The sequence below is a fragment of the Streptomyces sp. NPDC006551 genome, assembly GCF_040611675.1.
Lineage (GTDB): Bacteria > Actinomycetota > Actinomycetes > Streptomycetales > Streptomycetaceae > Streptomyces.
On the sequence record NZ_JBEXOT010000001.1, the window covers coordinates 186,547 to 202,925 of the forward strand.

At 70.6% G+C, this 16,379-nt stretch carries 18 protein-coding genes; 8 read left to right on the forward strand and 10 right to left on the reverse strand.

All coding sequences use genetic code 11. The features are described from left to right. Window positions 1-2 precede the first annotated feature (2 nt). Window positions 3-1,628 (forward strand): D-aminoacylase, encoded by a 1,626-nt coding sequence (locus ABZY12_RS00745; protein ID WP_356885651.1) that lies wholly within the window; start codon window positions 3-5, stop codon window positions 1,626-1,628. Window positions 1,629-1,750: 122 nt separating this feature from the next. Here the strand turns inward: ABZY12_RS00745 and mptB are convergent, their stop codons facing one another. Next, window positions 1,751-3,181, reverse strand: coding sequence for a polyprenol phosphomannose-dependent alpha 1,6 mannosyltransferase MptB (mptB, locus tag ABZY12_RS00750; RefSeq protein ID WP_356885653.1), 1,431 nt, complete (start codon window positions 3,179-3,181; stop codon window positions 1,751-1,753). A gap of 136 nt (window positions 3,182-3,317) precedes the next feature. On the opposite strand from mptB, the gene ABZY12_RS00755 reads away from it, so the two are divergent. Next, on the forward strand, window positions 3,318-4,529 hold the full coding sequence (locus ABZY12_RS00755) for a pyridoxal phosphate-dependent aminotransferase (protein ID WP_356885655.1): 1,212 nt from the start codon (window positions 3,318-3,320) through the stop codon (window positions 4,527-4,529). 80 nt (window positions 4,530-4,609) lie between these two features. Further along, the gene (locus ABZY12_RS00760) at window positions 4,610-5,002 is read left to right on the forward strand and encodes a hypothetical protein (RefSeq protein WP_356885657.1); all 393 of its coding nucleotides are present in this window, start codon (window positions 4,610-4,612) and stop codon (window positions 5,000-5,002) included. Between the two features lie 175 nt (window positions 5,003-5,177). On the opposite strand, the gene ABZY12_RS00765 is transcribed toward ABZY12_RS00760, so the two are convergent. Continuing rightward, window positions 5,178-7,001 carry a phosphoenolpyruvate carboxykinase (GTP) gene (locus ABZY12_RS00765; RefSeq protein ID WP_356885659.1) on the reverse strand — a complete coding sequence of 608 codons (1,824 nt, stop codon included), beginning with the start codon at window positions 6,999-7,001 and terminating at the stop codon, window positions 5,178-5,180. 206 nt (window positions 7,002-7,207) lie between these two features. Between ABZY12_RS00765 and ABZY12_RS00770 the strand changes: the two genes are divergently transcribed. Both ABZY12_RS00770 and ABZY12_RS00775 read left to right on the forward strand, forming a co-directional pair. Further along, on the forward strand, window positions 7,208-7,882 hold the full coding sequence (locus tag ABZY12_RS00770) for a hemolysin III family protein (RefSeq protein ID WP_356885661.1): 675 nt from the start codon (window positions 7,208-7,210) through the stop codon (window positions 7,880-7,882). A gap of 17 nt (window positions 7,883-7,899) precedes the next feature. Then, the gene (locus ABZY12_RS00775; RefSeq protein WP_356885663.1) at window positions 7,900-8,514 is read left to right on the forward strand and encodes a TetR family transcriptional regulator; all 615 of its coding nucleotides are present in this window, start codon (window positions 7,900-7,902) and stop codon (window positions 8,512-8,514) included. On the opposite strand, the gene ABZY12_RS00780 is transcribed toward ABZY12_RS00775, so the two are convergent. The 3 genes from ABZY12_RS00780 to ABZY12_RS00790 are packed head-to-tail and all read right to left on the reverse strand — an operon-like array spanning window position 8,480 to window position 10,663. After that, window positions 8,480-9,496 (reverse strand): glycosyl hydrolase, encoded by a 1,017-nt coding sequence (locus tag ABZY12_RS00780; protein WP_356885665.1) that lies wholly within the window; start codon window positions 9,494-9,496, stop codon window positions 8,480-8,482. The genes ABZY12_RS00775 and ABZY12_RS00780 overlap by 35 nt on opposite strands. A gap of 1 nt (window position 9,497) precedes the next feature. After that, entirely contained in the window at window positions 9,498-10,142 is a 645-nt protein-coding gene (locus tag ABZY12_RS00785) for a vitamin K epoxide reductase family protein (protein ID WP_356885667.1), read from the reverse strand. 20 nt (window positions 10,143-10,162) lie between these two features. Beyond that, window positions 10,163-10,663 (reverse strand): DUF5949 family protein, encoded by a 501-nt coding sequence (locus ABZY12_RS00790; RefSeq protein WP_356885669.1) that lies wholly within the window; start codon window positions 10,661-10,663, stop codon window positions 10,163-10,165. 173 nt (window positions 10,664-10,836) lie between these two features. Here ABZY12_RS00790 and ABZY12_RS00795 point away from each other — a divergent pair, with 173 nt between their 5' ends. Next, window positions 10,837-11,259: a tyrosinase family oxidase copper chaperone gene (locus ABZY12_RS00795; protein ID WP_356885671.1), complete on the forward strand. Its 423-nt coding sequence runs from the start codon at window positions 10,837-10,839 to the stop codon at window positions 11,257-11,259. Further along, a complete protein-coding gene (locus ABZY12_RS00800) occupies window positions 11,243-12,109 on the forward strand; it encodes a tyrosinase family protein (protein ID WP_356885673.1) in 867 nt (288 codons plus the stop codon). Before ABZY12_RS00795 ends, ABZY12_RS00800 begins: the two co-directional genes overlap by 17 nt. A gap of 64 nt (window positions 12,110-12,173) precedes the next feature. Here ABZY12_RS00800 and ABZY12_RS00805 read toward each other — a convergent pair whose 3' ends face one another. The 5 genes from ABZY12_RS00805 to ABZY12_RS00825 form a co-directional block, all read right to left on the reverse strand. Next, window positions 12,174-12,443 carry a chaplin gene (locus ABZY12_RS00805; RefSeq protein WP_356885675.1) on the reverse strand — a complete coding sequence of 90 codons (270 nt, stop codon included), beginning with the start codon at window positions 12,441-12,443 and terminating at the stop codon, window positions 12,174-12,176. A gap of 288 nt (window positions 12,444-12,731) precedes the next feature. Then, window positions 12,732-13,208 (reverse strand): hypothetical protein, encoded by a 477-nt coding sequence (locus tag ABZY12_RS00810; RefSeq protein WP_356885677.1) that lies wholly within the window; start codon window positions 13,206-13,208, stop codon window positions 12,732-12,734. 202 nt (window positions 13,209-13,410) lie between these two features. Further along, window positions 13,411-14,379 carry a hypothetical protein gene (locus ABZY12_RS00815; RefSeq protein WP_356885679.1) on the reverse strand — a complete coding sequence of 323 codons (969 nt, stop codon included), beginning with the start codon at window positions 14,377-14,379 and terminating at the stop codon, window positions 13,411-13,413. 425 nt (window positions 14,380-14,804) lie between these two features. Further along, window positions 14,805-15,071, reverse strand: a complete 267-nt coding sequence (locus tag ABZY12_RS00820) for a hypothetical protein (RefSeq protein WP_356885681.1) — start codon at window positions 15,069-15,071, stop codon at window positions 14,805-14,807. Between the two features lie 452 nt (window positions 15,072-15,523). Next, on the reverse strand, window positions 15,524-15,763 hold the full coding sequence (locus tag ABZY12_RS00825; protein ID WP_356885682.1) for a chaplin: 240 nt from the start codon (window positions 15,761-15,763) through the stop codon (window positions 15,524-15,526). A gap of 391 nt (window positions 15,764-16,154) precedes the next feature. On the opposite strand from ABZY12_RS00825, the gene ABZY12_RS00830 reads away from it, so the two are divergent. Further along, window positions 16,155-16,379 carry a hypothetical protein gene (locus ABZY12_RS00830; protein ID WP_356885684.1) on the forward strand — a complete coding sequence of 75 codons (225 nt, stop codon included), beginning with the start codon at window positions 16,155-16,157 and terminating at the stop codon, window positions 16,377-16,379.

Sequence of the window (16,379 nt, forward strand, 5' to 3'; positions counted from 1 at the left end):
CCGTGGATCTCGTCATCCGTGACGCGGAGGTGGTCGACGGCAGCGGAGGCCCCTCCTACCGCGCCGACGTCGCCCTCGACGGCGGCAGGATCGCCGCGATAGTGAAGGAGGGCGCGGCGGCCGGCTGCCAGCGCCCCACCGCCCGCCGCGTCCTGGACGCCGACGGCCTCGCCCTGTCGCCCGGCTTCATCGACATGCACGCCCACAGCGACCTCGCGCTGCTGCGCGACCCCGACCACAGCGCGAAGGCCGCCCAGGGCGTGACCCTCGAAGTCCTCGGCCAGGACGGTCTGTCGTACGCCCCCGTCGACGACCGCACGCTCGCGGAGGTCCGCCGGGCGATCACCGGCTGGAACGGCGACGGGTCCGACATCGACTTCGACTGGCGATCGGTCGGCGAGTACCTGGACCGCCTCGACCGCTCCCACGGCGGACAGGGCATCGCCGTCAACGCGGCCTACCTCGTCCCCCAGGGAACGGTCCGGATGCACGCCGTCGGCTGGGAGGACCGCGAGGCGACGCCCGAAGAGCTCGACCGCATGCGGCGCTTGGTGGCGGAGGGCATGGAACAGGGGGCGTTCGGCATGTCCTCCGGCCTCACGTACACCCCCGGGATGTACGCGGCCGACGCCGAACTCACGGAGCTGTGCAAGGTCGTGGCGCGGTACGGCGGTTACTACTGCCCGCACCACCGCTCGTACGGCGCCGGCGCGCTCCAGGCGTACGAGGAGATGGTCACCCTCACCCGGGAGGCCGGCTGCGCCCTCCATCTGGCCCACGCGACGATGAACTTCGGTGTGAACAAGGGCAAGGCGCCGGACCTCCTGGCCCTGCTCGACCGGGCGCTGGACGAGGGCGCCGACATCTCCCTCGACACGTACCCCTACACGCCGGGCTGCACGACCCTGGTCGCGATGCTCCCGAGCTGGGTGAGCGAGGGCGGCCCGGAGGCGGTCCTCGCACGCCTCCGGGACGACGCGACGGCGGAACGCATCCGCCACGACCTGGAGGTCGTCGGCTCGGACGGCTGCCACGGCGTGCCGATCGAGTGGGACACGATCGAGATCTCGGGCGTGAGCGACCCGGGTCTCGCCTCCTGCGTCGGCAAGACGATCGCCCGGTCGGCGGAGATGCGGGGCGAGGCCCCGTGGGTGACCGCCCGCCGGCTGCTGATCGACGACCGGCTGGGCTCGACGATCCTGCAGCACGTGGGCCATGAGGAGAACGTCCGGACGATCATGCGCCACCGGGTCCACACCGGCGGCTCGGACGGCATCCTCCAGGGCTTCAAGCCGCACCCGCGGGCGTACGGCACGTTCCCGCAGTACCTCGGCCGGTACGTGCGCGAGCTGGGCGTCCTCTCCCTGGAGGAGTGCGTGGCCCATCTGACCTCCCGCCCGGCCGCCCGGCTGCGCCTGCCGGACCGGGGCCTGGTCCGCGAGGGCTACCGCGCCGACCTGGTCCTCTTCGACCCGGCGACGGTCGCCCCTGGCTCGACGTTCGACGCCCCGCGGACCCTGCCGGTGGGCATCCCGCACGTGCTGATCGACGGAAAGTTCGTGATCGAGGACACCAAGCGAACGCCCGTCCTGGCGGGCCGCGCGATCAGAAGAACCCCCACGCCCTGACGCGGGCCTCAGCCCCGGTTGCGGGCATTCGTTCCGCTGGGGCGGAACGGGTGGGCACAACGGACGACGCCCTCGCGGGCGCCTCCGCCCCCGGTGCCTGTCCACCACGGGGGCCGGCGCCGCTACGGCACCGCCCCCGCGGCCCGGCTCTCCCGCCCGGCCTCCTCCGCCTCGGCGGCCCGCGCCCACGACTCCCGCCGCATCCAGAGGAACCCCAGCAGCAGCACCACCCCCGCCACCACGAACCCGTACCACGGCGTACGCCCCGACGGCGCCGTCTCGTACACCAGCGCCGCCGACAGGACGACCAGCAGCTGCCCCACCCGGCTCCGCCACGCCACCGCCGCGACCACCACCGTCCCCCACAGCAGGTACCACGGCTGCACCATCGGCGACAGAACCACCAGGGCGACCAGCGACAGCCCGAGCCCCAGCACCGGGTCGACCCGCCCTCGGTAGGCGCGCCACGCCAGTGCGGCGATGACGGCGAGCGCGGCGACCAGCCCCAGCTTCCGCACCACGTCCTTCACCGGGTCGGGATCGTCCGCGACGAGGAGCCCGATCCCCAGCCCGATGTCGCTCGTCAGCGACAGGGCCGTGTGGATGGTCCCGGCGACGCTCTGCGTACGCAGCCAGCCGAACCCCGTCCCGGCGAGAAGCGTCGCCCCTGCGGCGACGGCTCCCGCCACCGCCCCCGGCAGCACGAGCCCCTTCGCCACGCCTCGCAGACCGTGCCCGCGCGCCACCGTCACGCCGATGAAGAGCAGCGCCACCGCCGCCGGTGACTTGATCATCATCGCGAGGCCCACCAGGACGCTGCCGAGCACCCACCGCCCGCGGACCGCGAGCACCACGCCGCTCAGCATCAGACCGATCATCAGGCCGTCGTTGTGCATCCCACCGACGACGTGGATGAGCAGCAGCGGGTTCAGCGCGCCCAGCCAGAGCGCGCCAGGGCCGCCGCCGAGACCCCGCACCGCCCACACGATCAGCGCGAGCGCGACCAGCGCGATCAGCCGCATCCCCAGGACAGCGGGCACGATCTCCCCGCCGGTCAGCTTCACCACGGCCTGGGCGAGGACGAGGAAGACCGGCCCATAGGGGGCGGGGGTGTCGGTCCAGTGCCCGCCGACGCTGTCGGCGGCGTCGGCGCCGAGGTCGTCGGGGCCCAGGACGGAGGGGCCGGCGCCGTAGACGTCGTGGCCTTCGAGGACCATCGCGCCCTGTGCGATGTAGCTGTAGACGTCGGCGCTGTACAGCGGAGGCGCGAGCATCAGCGGCGCGGTCCACCAGGCGAGCGTCACCAGGGCCCGGTCCCGCACGCCGTCCGCGAGCAGCCTCCCGTACCGCCACCACGCGGCCACGAGCAGAGTGAGGCCGAGGTAGGCGAGGACGGCGGCGGCGACGGCGGTTCCGGAGCCCCGGGGCGCCCAGATCCCCCACGGCTCGCGCACCGGCAGGGTCCCGGCCGCGTACCCGCCCACGGCGATGGCGAGCGATCCCGCCGCACCCAGCCACCGGCATCCGGAGGCACTCGCACTCAACACCCACATGACGGGTCAACCTATCCTGACGTGCGGCGCTCTCCGGCCTGTCACCCCTTGGGGCGCTTGGCCGGAGGCGGCCCCAAAGGCCCGACGTGTCCCAAAACACGAGGCGCGGTGTCCGCCTCCGCCGTAAGCTCGCGTCATGCAGGTGATCCAGTCCACGAAGCTCGCCAACGTCTGTTACGAAATCCGGGGCCCGGTGCTCGAAGAGGCGATGCGGCTCGAGGCTGCCGGTCATCGCATCCTCAAGCTGAACACCGGCAACCCGGCCGCCTTCGGCTTCGAGTGCCCGCCGGCGATCCTCGAGGACGTGCTGCGCAACCTCGCGGACGCGCACGGCTACGGCGACGCGAAGGGGCTGCTTTCCGCCCGCCGCGCGGTGATGAGCCACTACGAGACGAAGGGCATCCCGCTCTCCGTCGAGGACATCTACCTGGGCAACGGCGTCTCCGAGCTGATCCAGATGTCGATGCAGGCGCTCCTCGACGACGGCGACGAGGTGCTGGTCCCCGCGCCGGACTATCCGCTGTGGACGGCGTCGGTCTCCCTGGCGGGCGGCACGGCCGTGCACTACCGCTGCGACGAGCAGGCGGACTGGATGCCGGACCTCGCCGACATCGAGCGGAAGATCACCGACCGCACCAAGGCGATCGTGATCATCAACCCGAACAACCCCACGGGTGCCGTCTACGACGACGAGATGCTGCGGTCCCTCACCGAGATCGCCCGCCGCCACAACCTGGTGGTCTGCTCGGACGAGATCTACGACAAGATCCTCTACGACGGCACCACGCACACCCCGACGGCCGCCATCGCGCCGGACCTGCTGGTCCTGACGTTCAACGGTATGAGCAAGAACTACCGGGTGGCGGGCTTCCGCTCCGGCTGGCTCGCGGTCTGCGGCCCCAAGGCGCACGCCACCTCGTACATCGAGGGTCTGACGATCCTGGCGAACATGCGGCTGTGCGCGAACATGCCGGCGCAGCACGCGGTGGCCGCCGCCCTCCAGGGCCGGCAGTCGATCGAGGACCTGGTCCTGCCGGGCGGGCGGCTGCTCGAACAGCGCGACACGGCGTACGAGCTGCTCACCCAGATCCCGGGGGTGACCTGCGTGAAGCCGAAGGGGGCGCTGTACCTCTTCCCGCGCCTCGACCCGAGCGTCTACAAGATCAAGGACGACCGGCAGATGGTTCTGGACCTGCTGCGGGCCGAGAAGATCATGGTGGTGCACGGTACGGGCTTCAACTGGCACGAGCCGGACCACTTCCGGATCGTCACGCTGCCCAACGCCAAGGATCTGGCGGACGCGGTGACCCGCATCGGCACCTTCCTCGACGGCTACGGCCAGCGCTGACGCGCCCGTCCGGACCACGCTCAACTTTAGACGGAATCTAAGCTAGGATGGTCGCAGAGCTACTGCAGGAGGCCGTCCTCATGTACGAACCGATCCGCACCAAGTCGGTCCACCGGATGGCCGACGACGACCAGAACGCCTACCCGCACCGCTCCCGCGAGGAAGAGCTGGACATCCAGCTCGCCGGACATCTCTCCGCCCTGCTCGCCGTCACGGACGAACTGGGCGACGCGGCGGCCGGCGAGCGCATCGCCCAGCAGGTGGCGCGGCTGCGTGGCGCGCCCCCGGCCCGTCACGCGGGGCTGAGCGGCTCGTCCCCCCAGTCCCTCCACCGCCGCGCCCACACCCTCGCGGGCCGGGCCCTGGTCGTCGCCGCGTCCCGGGCGGACACGGCCGCCGCGATCCTCGCCGCCGAGCGCATGGACGCGCACACCGCCGCGCTGACCTCCCCCGACCTGGTCAGCGCCCCCTGACGGCCCCGGTCCGCGTGCCGGGGAGGCGCGCGGACCGGGCGCCACTCATCCCAAAAGGCCGGCCCCCGAAGCTGTGAGGAGCTTCGGGGGCCGGCATGCGTCGTGACGGGCCGTCGTGACCCCACTGGTCAGGGCGGTTGTCGTGGGCAACCCGTCACGAGTCCGTGGTGCGGGTTCAGCCCAGGCGCTCGACCAGCGCGCGGTACTCGTCCCACAGCTCCTTCGGCGTGTGGTCGCCGAAGGTGTTCAGGTGCTCGGGGACCAGGGCGGCCTCCTCGCGCCAGACGTCACGGTCGACCTTGAGCAGGAACTCCAGGTCCTCGGCCGGCAGCTCCAGACCGTCGGTGTCGAGGGACTCGACCGTCGGCAGGATGCCGATCGGGGTCTCGACGCCCTCGGCCTTGCCCTCCAGACGCTCCACGATCCACTTCAGGACGCGGCTGTTCTCGCCGAAGCCGGGCCACACGAACTTGCCCGCGTCGTTCTTGCGGAACCAGTTGACGTAGTAGATCTTCGGCAGCTTGGCCTGGTCGGCGTCGGCCCCCACCTTGATCCAGTGGGCCATGTAGTCGCCCATGTTGTAGCCGCAGAACGGCAGCATGGCGAAGGGGTCGCGGCGCAGCTCGCCGACCTTGCCCTCGGCGGCGGCGGTCTTCTCGCTGGCCACGTTGGCGCCGAGGAAGACGCCGTGCTGCCAGTCGAAGGACTCGGTCACCAGCGGAACGGCGCTCGCCCGGCGGCCGCCGAAGAGGATCGCCGAGATCGGCACGCCCTTCGGGTCCTCCCACTCGGGCGCGATGATCGGGCACTGCGAGGCGGGGACGGTGAAGCGGGCGTTGGGGTGGGCGGCCGGGGTCTCCGAGTCCGGAGTCCAGTCATTGCCCTTCCAGTCCGTGAGGTGCTTCGGCGCCTCCTCGGTCATTCCCTCCCACCACACGTCGTTGTCGTCGGTGAGCGCGACGTTGGTGAAGACGGCGTTGCCCCACAGGGTCTTCATGGCGTTGGCGTTGGTGTGCTCGCCGGTGCCGGGCGCGACGCCGAAGAAGCCGGCCTCGGGGTTGATCGCGTACAGCCGGCCGTCCTCGCCGAACCGCATCCAGGCGATGTCGTCGCCGATGGTCTCGACCGTCCAGCCGGAGATCGTGGGCTCCAGCATGGCGAGGTTGGTCTTGCCACAGGCGGACGGGAACGCGGCCGCCACGTACTTCGACTCGCCCTGCGGCGGGGTGAGCTTGAGGATCAGCATGTGCTCGGCGAGCCAGCCCTCGTCGCGCGCCATGACGGACGCGATGCGCAGGGCGTAGCACTTCTTGCCGAGCAGGGCGTTGCCGCCGTAGCCGGAGCCGTACGACCAGATCTCACGCGTCTCGGGGAAGTGCGAGATGTACTTGGTGGTGTTGCAGGGCCACGGGACGTCCTCCTGACCCTCCTCCAGCGGGGCGCCCAGGGTGTGGACGGCCTTGACGAAGAAGCCGTCCGTGCCGAGCTCGTCGAGGACGGCCTGGCCCATGCGGGTCATGGTGCGCATGGAGACGGCGACGTACGCGGAGTCCGTGATCTCGACGCCGATGGCGGAGAGCGGCGAGCCGACGGGGCCCATGCAGAAGGGCACGACGTACATCGTGCGGCCCTTCATGGAGCCGCGGAAGATGCCCTTCTCACCCGCGAAGACGTCCTTCATCTCCGCCGGGGCCTTCCAGTGGTTCGTCGGGCCCGCGTCCTCCTCCTTCTCGGAGCAGATGAAGGTCCGGTCCTCGACGCGCGCGACGTCGGAGGGGTCGGAGGCGGCGTAGTACGAGTTCGGGCGCTTGATCGCGTCCAGCTTCTTGAACGTGCCCTTGGCGACGAGCTCCTCGCACAGGCGCTCGTACTCGGCCTCGGATCCGTCGCACCAGACGATGTCGTCCGGCTGCGTGATCGCCGCGATCTCGTTCACCCAGGAGACGAGTTCCTGGTGCTGGGTGGGGACGGTGGTGGGAGCCGCGTTGTCGCGCGCCACGATTGCTCCTTGATGAGGGGTTTTTAGATGTAGGCCCCTTGGGGGCTGCGACCCGGATGCTTCTCTGTGGAGACGCTCGCGCTCATCCGGTGCCGACCGCACTCATTTGATCATCCGACGCAAGTGCCCATATGTCCAGAGGGCCGCCCACGTGAGCATCGCCACTCCTCTTCGCCCCCTACGGAGGCGTAGGTAGCATTCTTTGCATGACTTCAGCCATGCCGTCGGTGAACGAGATAGAGCAGTTCGTGAAGCCCCGGCTGAGAGGCTGGCTGCACGCGGGAATGTTCCCCGCCGTGATCGTCGCGGGCGTCGTCCTGGTCGCCCTGGCGGACTCGCCCCGCGCCCGGATCGCCTGTGGCGTCTATGTCCTCACCGCCTGTCTGCTGTTCGGCATCAGCGCGCTGTACCACCGGGGGAACTGGGGCCCGCGCGGCGAGGCGATCCTGCGCCGCCTCGATCACGCCAACATCTTTCTGATCATCGCGGGCACCTATACCCCGCTGACGCTGCTGCTTCTCCCCGATTCCACCGGTCGGCCGCTCATGTGGGCGGTCTGGGTCGCGGCCGCGGCCGGCATCGCCTTCCGGGTCTTCTGGGTCGGCGCCCCTCGCTGGCTGTACACGCCCTGCTACATCGCGATGGGCTGGGCCGCCGTCTTCTTCCTGCCGGACTTCATGCGGGCGGGCGGCATCGCCGTTCTCGTGCTCGTCGTCGTCGGCGGACTGCTCTACAGCGCGGGCGGTGTCATCTACGGCATCAAGCGCCCCAACCCGTCCCCGCGCTGGTTCGGCTTCCACGAGGTCTTCCACTCGCTGACCCTCGCCGCCTTCATCGTCCACTACATCGGCATCTCGCTGGTGGCCTACCAGCACGCCTGAGCGGGACAATGACGGCCATGGCCGCCGACACTCCCCCACGCCCCAGCCTGCGCGAACGCAAGAAGCTCAGGACCCGGGCGGCGATCCGGAAGGCCACCTACCGGCTCGCCGCCACGGACGGCTGGGACGCGACCACCGTCGAGCGGATCGCGTCCGCCGCCGATGTCTCCCCCTCCACCGTCGCGCGCTACTTCCCGGTCAAGGAGGACATCCTCCTGACGAGCGAGCAGGACCCGCTGGTGGAGGCCCGGCTGCGGGCCCGCCCCGCGGACGAGGAGCCGCTGGAGTCGCTGCGCGCCGTGATCCTCGACGCGGTGACGGCGGCGCTCGCCGACGAGCCCGAGGAGACCCGGCTGCGGGCCCGCCTCATGGTGGAGGTCCCCGCCGTACGGGCTCGGCTCACCGAGACCACGGCCGAGACCGCCCAGCGCCTCGCCGGCGCCCTCGCCGAACGCACCGGCCGCGACACGGACGACCTGGAGGTACGGGTCTTCACGGCGGCGGTCCTCGGCGCGCTGCGCGAGGCGACCGTCTACTGGGCCGAACGCGGCCGGCGCGACGACCTGATCCCACTCCTGAACCGGACCGTCGACACCCTCAAGGGCGGCCTGACGCTCCGAACGCGTCCCTGACGACCTTCCCCGATTCCGGATTGTCCGCGCAGCCCCACACTCCGTGCGGGCAGTAGTCCGTGAAGGTCTGGTAGACCGGCCTGTGCCGCGCGAACCAGTCGAGCATCCCGCGTACGTACGCCGGATTGTCGCCGTTGCGGAACAGCCCCCACTCCGGGTACGAGACGGGCTTGCCGTGCGCCGCCGCGAACCGCACATGGTCCGCGAGCCCGTACTCCTCGCCCACCTGTCCGGCGAAGTCCAGCCCCTCCGGCTGGTCGTAGGCGTCCATCCCGATGATGTCGACATACGCGTCGCCCGGATAGCAGCGCGGCCATTCCACGGCGTCCCGCCCCCGGCTCGCGGTGAAGTCGAAACGGAAACGCTGCCCGGCCACGTCCCTCAGCACGCCCACGACCCGCCGCCAGTACGTCTTCCAGCTCTCCGGGTCCGGTCCGCAGCGATGGCTGTAGGTGGTGCCGTTCATCTCCCAGCCCAGGACCAGGACCGCGTCGGCCAGCCGGTGCTCCACGAGCCGCTCGCCCAGGGTGCGGAAGTGGCCGTCGTACGCCCCCGCCGCCCCGCGCCGCAGCCCCGCCCGGACCTCGTCGTCCGGCAGGCCCTCCTCGCTGCGGTCGAGCAGCGGCACGTTCAGGACGAAGAGCCGCCCCGGTCCCGCCTCCTTCCACCGCGCCCACGGCTCGAAGAGCGCCGGATGCCCCTCGATGTTGGACCAGCGGTCGCCGGGCAGATACGTGTGCCCGACGGTCAGGGAGCCGCCGCCGAGCCAGCGCTGCACCTCGCCGATCCGCCGTACCCCTGTCGCGTCGGAGCCGGTGAAGAACCCGGACGGCACCGTCAGCGGCGCCGGCTCTCCCTCCGGCACGGCGGGTTCCGCGCTCTGCCGGGTGCCCGGCGCGAGCCGGTCGTAGGGCAGGACGAGCGCGAGAACGGCCGCGAGCAGCACGATCAGTGCCGCCCGCGGCCGGCGGGAACGGGTCACGTCAGCTGATCCAGAAGTCCCACCACCGGGTCAGGATCAGCATCCCGATGATCCCGATGTGCAGGACGGGCAGGGCGAAGGTGAACTCCTCGAAGAACCCCTTCAGGGCGGCCGGCGCGGGGAGCAGCCCGGCCCGCACGTTGTGCGAGGTGACGTACCAGAACATGACGATGGTCGCGACCCAGGCCAGGCAGCACCACAGGCACAGCGAGTTGATCTCGTACAGCGACTGGTACATCAGCCAGGTGCAGAAGCCGACGCCGAACACCGTCCCGGCGTTGAGCCCCAGCCAGAACCAGCCGCGGTAGCGGGCCCCGGCCAGCAGCCCGGCGCCGACGGCGACGACCATCGCGTACGTCACGAGACCCAGCATCGGGTTCGGGAAGCCGAACACCGCCGCCTGCTCGCTCTTCATGATGTTGCCGCAGGAGACGACCGGGTTGAGGCTGCACGCCGGCTGGAAGTTCGGATCCTCCAGGAGCCGGAACTTGTCGATCGTGATGACCCATGCGGCGAGCACTCCCGCCACGCCGGTGACCATCAGCATCCAGGCGAAGGCCCGGCTCGCTCCGATCGCCCCGCGGCTCTCCCGGGGCTCCTCCTGCCGCTGCCCCGGTACCCCGCTGCGTACGTTCGCCGTCGCCATGACGCCGCCGCCTTCCCCGCTCAGCCCTGCAGCCGCCGCACCGGCAGCACGACGTGCGCCCCACCCGCCAGGGGGTCCTCGCCGGCGAAGAAGGACCGCAGCTGCTCCACCGAGAGCGCACCGCCGGGCACGGCCTCGGGCCAGGGGCGGACGGAGCAGATCAGGTAGACGTGTCCGAGCTCCCTGGCAGCCGCCTCCCACTCCGCCGGCACCGAGGTCTGCACCTTCAGGAACGGCAGGGTGAGGACCGCCTGCTGAGCCTCGACGAGGAGGTGGGCGTCGATCCCGGACTTCTGGGACGCGTCGACCACCGGCCCGCCGACGGTCAGGCCCATGCCCTCCACGGCGGCTCGCATCGCTTCTTCACCGGCCTCCGGACCCTCACTGCCGTCGCCGAGCGAATACACCATCAGATACGGGGCGGCGGGTGCGTCGTCGGGAGCGGTGGTCCAGAGGACCATGGAGAGGGTTCCCAGCGGAGAGGCGCTGCGCGCCTCGGAAACGACATTGGAAGAAGTCATGGGTCCGGATGCTAGTGGTCGAACAGCGGCCATCCGCCCATGAATTCACCCGATCGGCCGATATTCACTCCGGCGGCATTTCCCTCGCACCGAAGTCGCGTTCTCCTCGTTATGCCCTGAGGGCATTCCCCCCCGCCTCGCGCGGGGATTCGCAGACCATCAGGAGATCACTCATGATCGTCCCGCGCCGCGTCGCACTGCGGTCCCTCTTCACCCTGGCCGTGGCCGCCTTCACGGGCGGCGCACTCGCCCGTATCGCCGCCACACCGCGCGAAGGGCGCCCCGCCGGCACCACGACCTCCGGCGGTGCTCCCGACACCTTCGACGAGATGTACCGGGGGCGCCACATCCGGGCCCGCGCCACCCCGACGGGTGTGCCGGAGGTCCTCGTCGACGGCCGGCCGCTGCATCTGATGCGCTGCGCGGACGGCGGCTATCTCACCCCGATCGATCACTACCAGTCCTGCCCGACGCCCCTGGCGGCCACCCGCGCGGCCGTGGACCAGATGGGGACGGCGCCACTGAGCCGCTTCGCCGCGGCTCATGGCGTCCACAGCGTCCGCCCCGGAGGGAGCCAGCGTGGCCCACACGCGTAAGAACCAGCGCGATCTGACCGGCGCCGAGCGGAGGAAGTTCATCTCCGCAGTCCTGGAGCTCAAGCGCAGGGGGACGTACGACGAGTTCGTCCGTACGCACATCGACTACTACGTCTCCGACGGCGAGGGCCGCCTCCGCGTGGCCCACATGACGCCCAGCTTCCTGCCCTGGCACCGTAAGTTCCTGCTGGAGTTCGAGCGGGCGCTGCAGCGGATCGACCCGACGGTGACCGTGCCCTACTGGGACTGGACCCGCGACAACACCCCGGCCGCCTCGCTCTGGAACGACGACTTCATGGGCGGCAACGGCCGCCGTGGCGACCTTCAGGTGATGACCGGCCCCTTCGCCCACGTGGGCGGGCGCTGGACCGTGAAGCACGGCATGACCGAAAGCCGCTTCCTCACCAGGGACTTCGGCCGCCCGTCGGACCCGATCACGCTGCCCACCAAGGCACAGCTGGACGAGGTGATGCGGGAGACGGTGTACGACGTGGCGCCGTGGAACTCCACGAGCGGCTCCGGGTTCCGCAACCGGCTCGAAGGCTGGGCGCCGGGCCGGGGCAACGCCCGCCATCGAATCCACAACCGGGTGCACCGCTGGGTCGGCGGCCTGATGCTGGGCGGCGCCTCGGTCAACGACCCGGTGTTCTGGCTGCACCACTCCTTCGTCGACCTGCTCTGGTCGCGCTGGCAGCAGCGCAACCCGCGCGCCGGCTATCTGCCGGTGAAGCCGCCCCCGCCGGGCGACTCACAGCACGGCCGGATCGCGGCCCTCCACGAGCGGATGGGGCCGTGGGGCGTCACCCCGGCCCAGATGCTCGACCACAGCACGATCTACCGGTACGCGTAGCGTCCCGCGTACGTCAGCGGCCCCCCGGCAGCTCTGCCGGGGGGCCGCTCGGTGAGCCGGGGGATCAGCCGCCGTAGCCGCCGTCGCCGTGGCCGTCGGCGATCACGCACGTGTTGCCGAACGCCGGGTTGATCAGGCCGACGATGGTCACAGTGTTGCCGCACAGGTTGATCGGGACGTGGACCGGAACCTGCACCACGTTGCCGGAGGCGAGGCCGCCCGAGTTGACAGCTGCGCCCTGGGCGCCGGAACCGGCGACGGCCATGCCGGCTCCGCTGAGGGCAACGGCACCCGAGCCGGCGAGGACAGCGGCAGCCTTCGCGATGCGAGACATCAAGAACTCCTTGGACGTGGAAAGGCGACCGCGAGAATCACGGCCGTCATGCGTGATAACGCCGAAAAGGCGTATGAGTAACGCCCTTGAGGCCGGATGGAACAGAACGAAGAGAGGGAAGGCCCGCAGACCTGGTCCACCCGCCGTCGGATACGGCGGAGCGAAACCCGAATCCGCGGGCCACGGCCATGCGACAAGCCTTCTGTTGTAACGAGCAACGACCCCTCGGGTGGCGGGGAAGAATCGTGTCTTCACCCACCGGCTCATCGGTCGCACAAAAGAACGTCGTCAGGCCGTCGGCCGCGCCAGACCCAGCTGGGAGTCCAGCGTCCCCGTCACCGCGGGGGCGATGACGCCGGCCCGCGGCGCCGTGAGCCCGGGCATCCCGAAACGGTCGGCGTGCGGCTGGGTGATCGGGGTGCCGACCACGGCACCGGGCGTGGCCGCCGCCATCTTGGAGCGCGGGGCGGTGAACAGCACCTGGCCGAGCTCGCTGCCGTCCACGACCTCCGGCAGCGGGGCGGCGACGGCGCTCTCCGGAAGAGTGGTGTCGAGGGGCACCCCGGGCACCCCGACGTCGGGCAGCTCACCGGCCCGCCCGGGGTGGAAACCGGTGGGACCACCGGGAATGAGCAGGGGGACACCGGTGGCCACCGTGGGAGCGTCCATGGGGATCGCCGGCTCCAGGCCCTGGAGCGGAACGATCACCGGTGCCTCCGCGGCGGCCGCGGGGGCGGCCATGGCCGCGGAGGCGAGAGCGGTCATGAGGATTCCCATGCCGGCTTGAGATCGCAGATTCATGACTGCGTACGCCCTTCAGAGCAGATGACGAGGGTGCGGTGTTGCTGTGTCCTGTGAACGAGCCTTCCGGGCCGAACGTCGCGAAATTCCCCTGTTCGCAGCAACGCCGGAGCCCCCCACCGGTGATGGGCGGGGGGCTCGGTTGACGGCGCGTCAGCCCAGCGCGTCAGTGCCGGCGTTCCTGCCGTCCGGCGCCCGCGAAGCGGCCCGCACGGAGACGGATGACCGTTCCGCCGAGGAGCAGCGCCGCACTCGTGGCGGCGGCGGCCCACAGCGCGGGATCGCTGCCGGTGTCGGGGAGCTCGGGCCTGCCCGGCCCACCGGGCGGAGTGGAGGGAGGCGTGGTGACGGGAGGCGTGGTCGGCTCCTCACACCCCGGCTTGGGCTCCTCGCACTCGCCCGGCGGCGTCGTCGGAGGCGTGGTGGGGGGCTTGGTGGGCGGCGTCGTCGGCGGCTTGGTCGGAGGCGTCGTCGGAGGCTTGGTCGGAGGCGTGGTGGGCGGCTTGGTCGGAGGGGTCGTCGGCGGCTTGGTCGGCTCCTCACACCCCGGCTTGGGCTCCTCGCACTCGCCCGGCGGCGTCGTCGGGGGCGTGGTGGGCGGCTTGGTCGGAGGGGTCGTCGGCGGCTTGGTCGGCTCCTCACACCCCGGCTTGGGCTCCTCGCACTCGCCCGGCGGCGTCGTCGGGGGCGTGGTGGGCGGCTTGGTCGGAGGGGTCGTCGGCGGCTTGGTCGGGGGCGTGGTGGGCGGCTTGGTCGGAGGGGTCGTCGGCGGCTTGGTCGGCTCCTCGCACCCCGGCTTGGGCTCCTCGCACTCGCCGGGCGGCGTCGTCGGAGGCGTGGTGGGCGGCGTCGTCGGAGGCTCGGTCGGGTAGTCGTCGTCCCCGTAGCCGTCGGGGTCGTCACCCGCTCGCGTACACAGATCGCCGACCGCCGCCGCGGCGGCCTCGCCGAGGTTCATGGGGCTGGCGCACAGATCGGAACCGGGCGTGAGCTGGAGGTGGTGGCCCGTGCCGCGGCCGGGGACCTCGCCCGTACCGGGCGTGGAGTTCACCGCCATGGCGAAGCCGCCGGTCAGCGACAGAATGCCCGTCGCGGCGGCGGCAGTGATCAGTTTCCTGCTGATGATGGATCGCATCCCGCTCTTCCTCTGGAGAAAAGGAGAGACCGGCGGGGAACCCCCCTCGCTCCGACCGGTCTGTCCACGCACTCGGTACGTCAGCCGTGGAGGGACTGACTACGGAACGTGAGGCTCAAGGACACCGGGCGAACGCGCCGCGGCGAGCGCGACGCGAGGTCGAGCGCTGCCGTCCTCGGACTCTCCATGGGCCAACCTTCCGTGGGGTTGGCGAGAGAGTAAGGAGCGGCCGGCCACGAAGAACCGGGACCACACGGCGGGCGATCGGAAAATCATTCGATCGGCCGACTACGTGGAGTAGCGGTATGCGCCGGTGGGAGCGTCCGCCGGGACCGGGCGGAGCGAGGATGCGATCCGGGGGATCGATGACCGCGGAGCGCGGTCCACGCGCGGGATGCGCGGAGGAGCGAGGGCGTGTGCGGCCCTCAGTTGCCGAGCGGGAGGCCACCGAGCAGCGACCGGGCCTGCTCGGTCTTGTTCAGGGTGTTCGCGGCGTCCCCCACCGTCTTGACCACGGAGCCGTCCGTGGTGCTGCTCAGCGCGTCCGTCTTCAGCCCCTTGCTGGTGAGCGATCCGAGACCGCCGTCGAGGCTGGTGGGGACGGCGGCCGACTCGGCAGCCATGGCGGGGGCGGCGGCACCCAGGGCCATCACAGAACCGGCGACGACCGCGGCAACCTTGGTGGGCTTCATGGGGTGGGTCCTTCCTCTATGGCGTCTCTCGCAAGCAAGTCGCTTGCCGCACAGTCCTCTTGGCGGATTCCTGTACGTCGTTCCGCCTTCTGTAACGAGGGGTCCGCTCACCGGAAACTCCAGGAGGAGGGATTTCTCCGCACAGCACCCGAACGAAGGGGCGCGGTCGTATTTGCCGACCGAACACGCGAGCGCCGTGCCGGTCCGGGGGCACTGCCGGACGTGGCCGCCCGTCACCATGCCCTGCGGCTATAGCACTGCGCAACGGGGGAACTACTGAGCGCCACCCCTTCGTTCGAGTGAATCCCTCCCCCGACCTGCTTCTCCCAGGGGCGTACGCCGTTGCACCGGGCGGCGCACACGGGTGCGCCCGAACGATCGAAGGCCGACGCGCCGCACCCTGGACGGGGCGGTGCGCCGGCCTCGGAAGGACAGCGATCCGGCGTGCGAGGTCAGGCGATGACGCAGGTGTTGCCGAAGGTCGGGTTCAGCAGGCCGACGATGTTGACCGTGTTGCCGCAGATGTTGATCGGCACGTGGACCGGGACCTGCACGACGTTCCCGGACAGGAGTCCCTTGGAGCCCACGGCCGCACCCTCGGCGTGGGAGTCGGCAGCGGCGACACCGGTGGCACCCGCGGCGGACGCGGCGACACCGACGGTCAGGACTACAGCCTTCGCGATACGGGACATGGGAAAGCGCTCCTCGAATGTGGTGAAAAAACTGGGACCTGACGGTCGGTGCGGACGGTTTCGTCCGACTCCCTCAACAACGCGGTTCGATTTCATTGGTTGCTCTCCCGAACGGGTGACGTTCAACCGATCTTTGGGCCATAGGAGGGCCGAATGGGCGACCGATCGGGGCGAGGGGCAACACGCTCAACGAGGAACCGGCCCGGTGGATACGGGAGTTAGCATTTCCGGTCTTCTAATGCTTACTATCGCCCGGCGTTGGGGTTATAAAGTTCCCGAACGTTGCTTCCGGCCCAGCCGCGCGTTCACTCATTTCGTGCGGACGAACTCTCCTTCTCCCCCGAACTCCACGGGTCTTCCCTTCCTTCTCTCATCAAAGCGGAGAACCTGTATGCGGAATTCAGCGGTTGGTGCGATGCGCCGCGGTCTGTTGTGCGTCCGCGTCGCCGACACTTCGGCCACGGCGGCCGAGAGCGTCCCGCTCTCCGATTTCGTCTCTTCCGCGAACTACGACTCCGACGTCTTCGATCCGGGGGGTGCGCGCCATGGAGCCGACCGATTCCACGACCGCTTCGCCCCCCGGAAGGACACCGTCCGGCTCGAAGCGCACTTCTGA

Coding starts and splice junctions, on each gene's coding strand:
- ABZY12_RS00810 (WP_356885677.1), bottom strand. CDS start 13,208: ATGACCGCTCTCGCCTCCGCGGCCATGGCCGCCCCCGCGGCCGCCGCG.
- ABZY12_RS00790 (WP_356885669.1), bottom strand. CDS start 10,663: ATGACTTCTTCCAATGTCGTTTCCGAGGCGCGCAGCGCCTCTCCGCTG.
- ABZY12_RS00815 (WP_356885679.1), bottom strand. CDS start 14,379: ATGCGATCCATCATCAGCAGGAAACTGATCACTGCCGCCGCCGCGACG.
- ABZY12_RS00805 (WP_356885675.1), bottom strand. CDS start 12,443: ATGTCTCGCATCGCGAAGGCTGCCGCTGTCCTCGCCGGCTCGGGTGCC.
- ABZY12_RS00785 (WP_356885667.1), bottom strand. CDS start 10,142: ATGGCGACGGCGAACGTACGCAGCGGGGTACCGGGGCAGCGGCAGGAG.
- ABZY12_RS00770 (WP_356885661.1), top strand. CDS start 7,208: ATGACTTCAGCCATGCCGTCGGTGAACGAGATAGAGCAGTTCGTGAAG.
- ABZY12_RS00760 (WP_356885657.1), top strand. CDS start 4,610: ATGTACGAACCGATCCGCACCAAGTCGGTCCACCGGATGGCCGACGAC.
- mptB (WP_356885653.1), bottom strand. CDS start 3,181: ATGTGGGTGTTGAGTGCGAGTGCCTCCGGATGCCGGTGGCTGGGTGCG.
- ABZY12_RS00825 (WP_356885682.1), bottom strand. CDS start 15,763: ATGTCCCGTATCGCGAAGGCTGTAGTCCTGACCGTCGGTGTCGCCGCG.
- ABZY12_RS00775 (WP_356885663.1), top strand. CDS start 7,900: ATGGCCGCCGACACTCCCCCACGCCCCAGCCTGCGCGAACGCAAGAAG.
- ABZY12_RS00820 (WP_356885681.1), bottom strand. CDS start 15,071: ATGAAGCCCACCAAGGTTGCCGCGGTCGTCGCCGGTTCTGTGATGGCC.
- ABZY12_RS00795 (WP_356885671.1), top strand. CDS start 10,837: ATGATCGTCCCGCGCCGCGTCGCACTGCGGTCCCTCTTCACCCTGGCC.
- ABZY12_RS00830 (WP_356885684.1), top strand. CDS start 16,155: ATGCGGAATTCAGCGGTTGGTGCGATGCGCCGCGGTCTGTTGTGCGTC.
- ABZY12_RS00755 (WP_356885655.1), top strand. CDS start 3,318: ATGCAGGTGATCCAGTCCACGAAGCTCGCCAACGTCTGTTACGAAATC.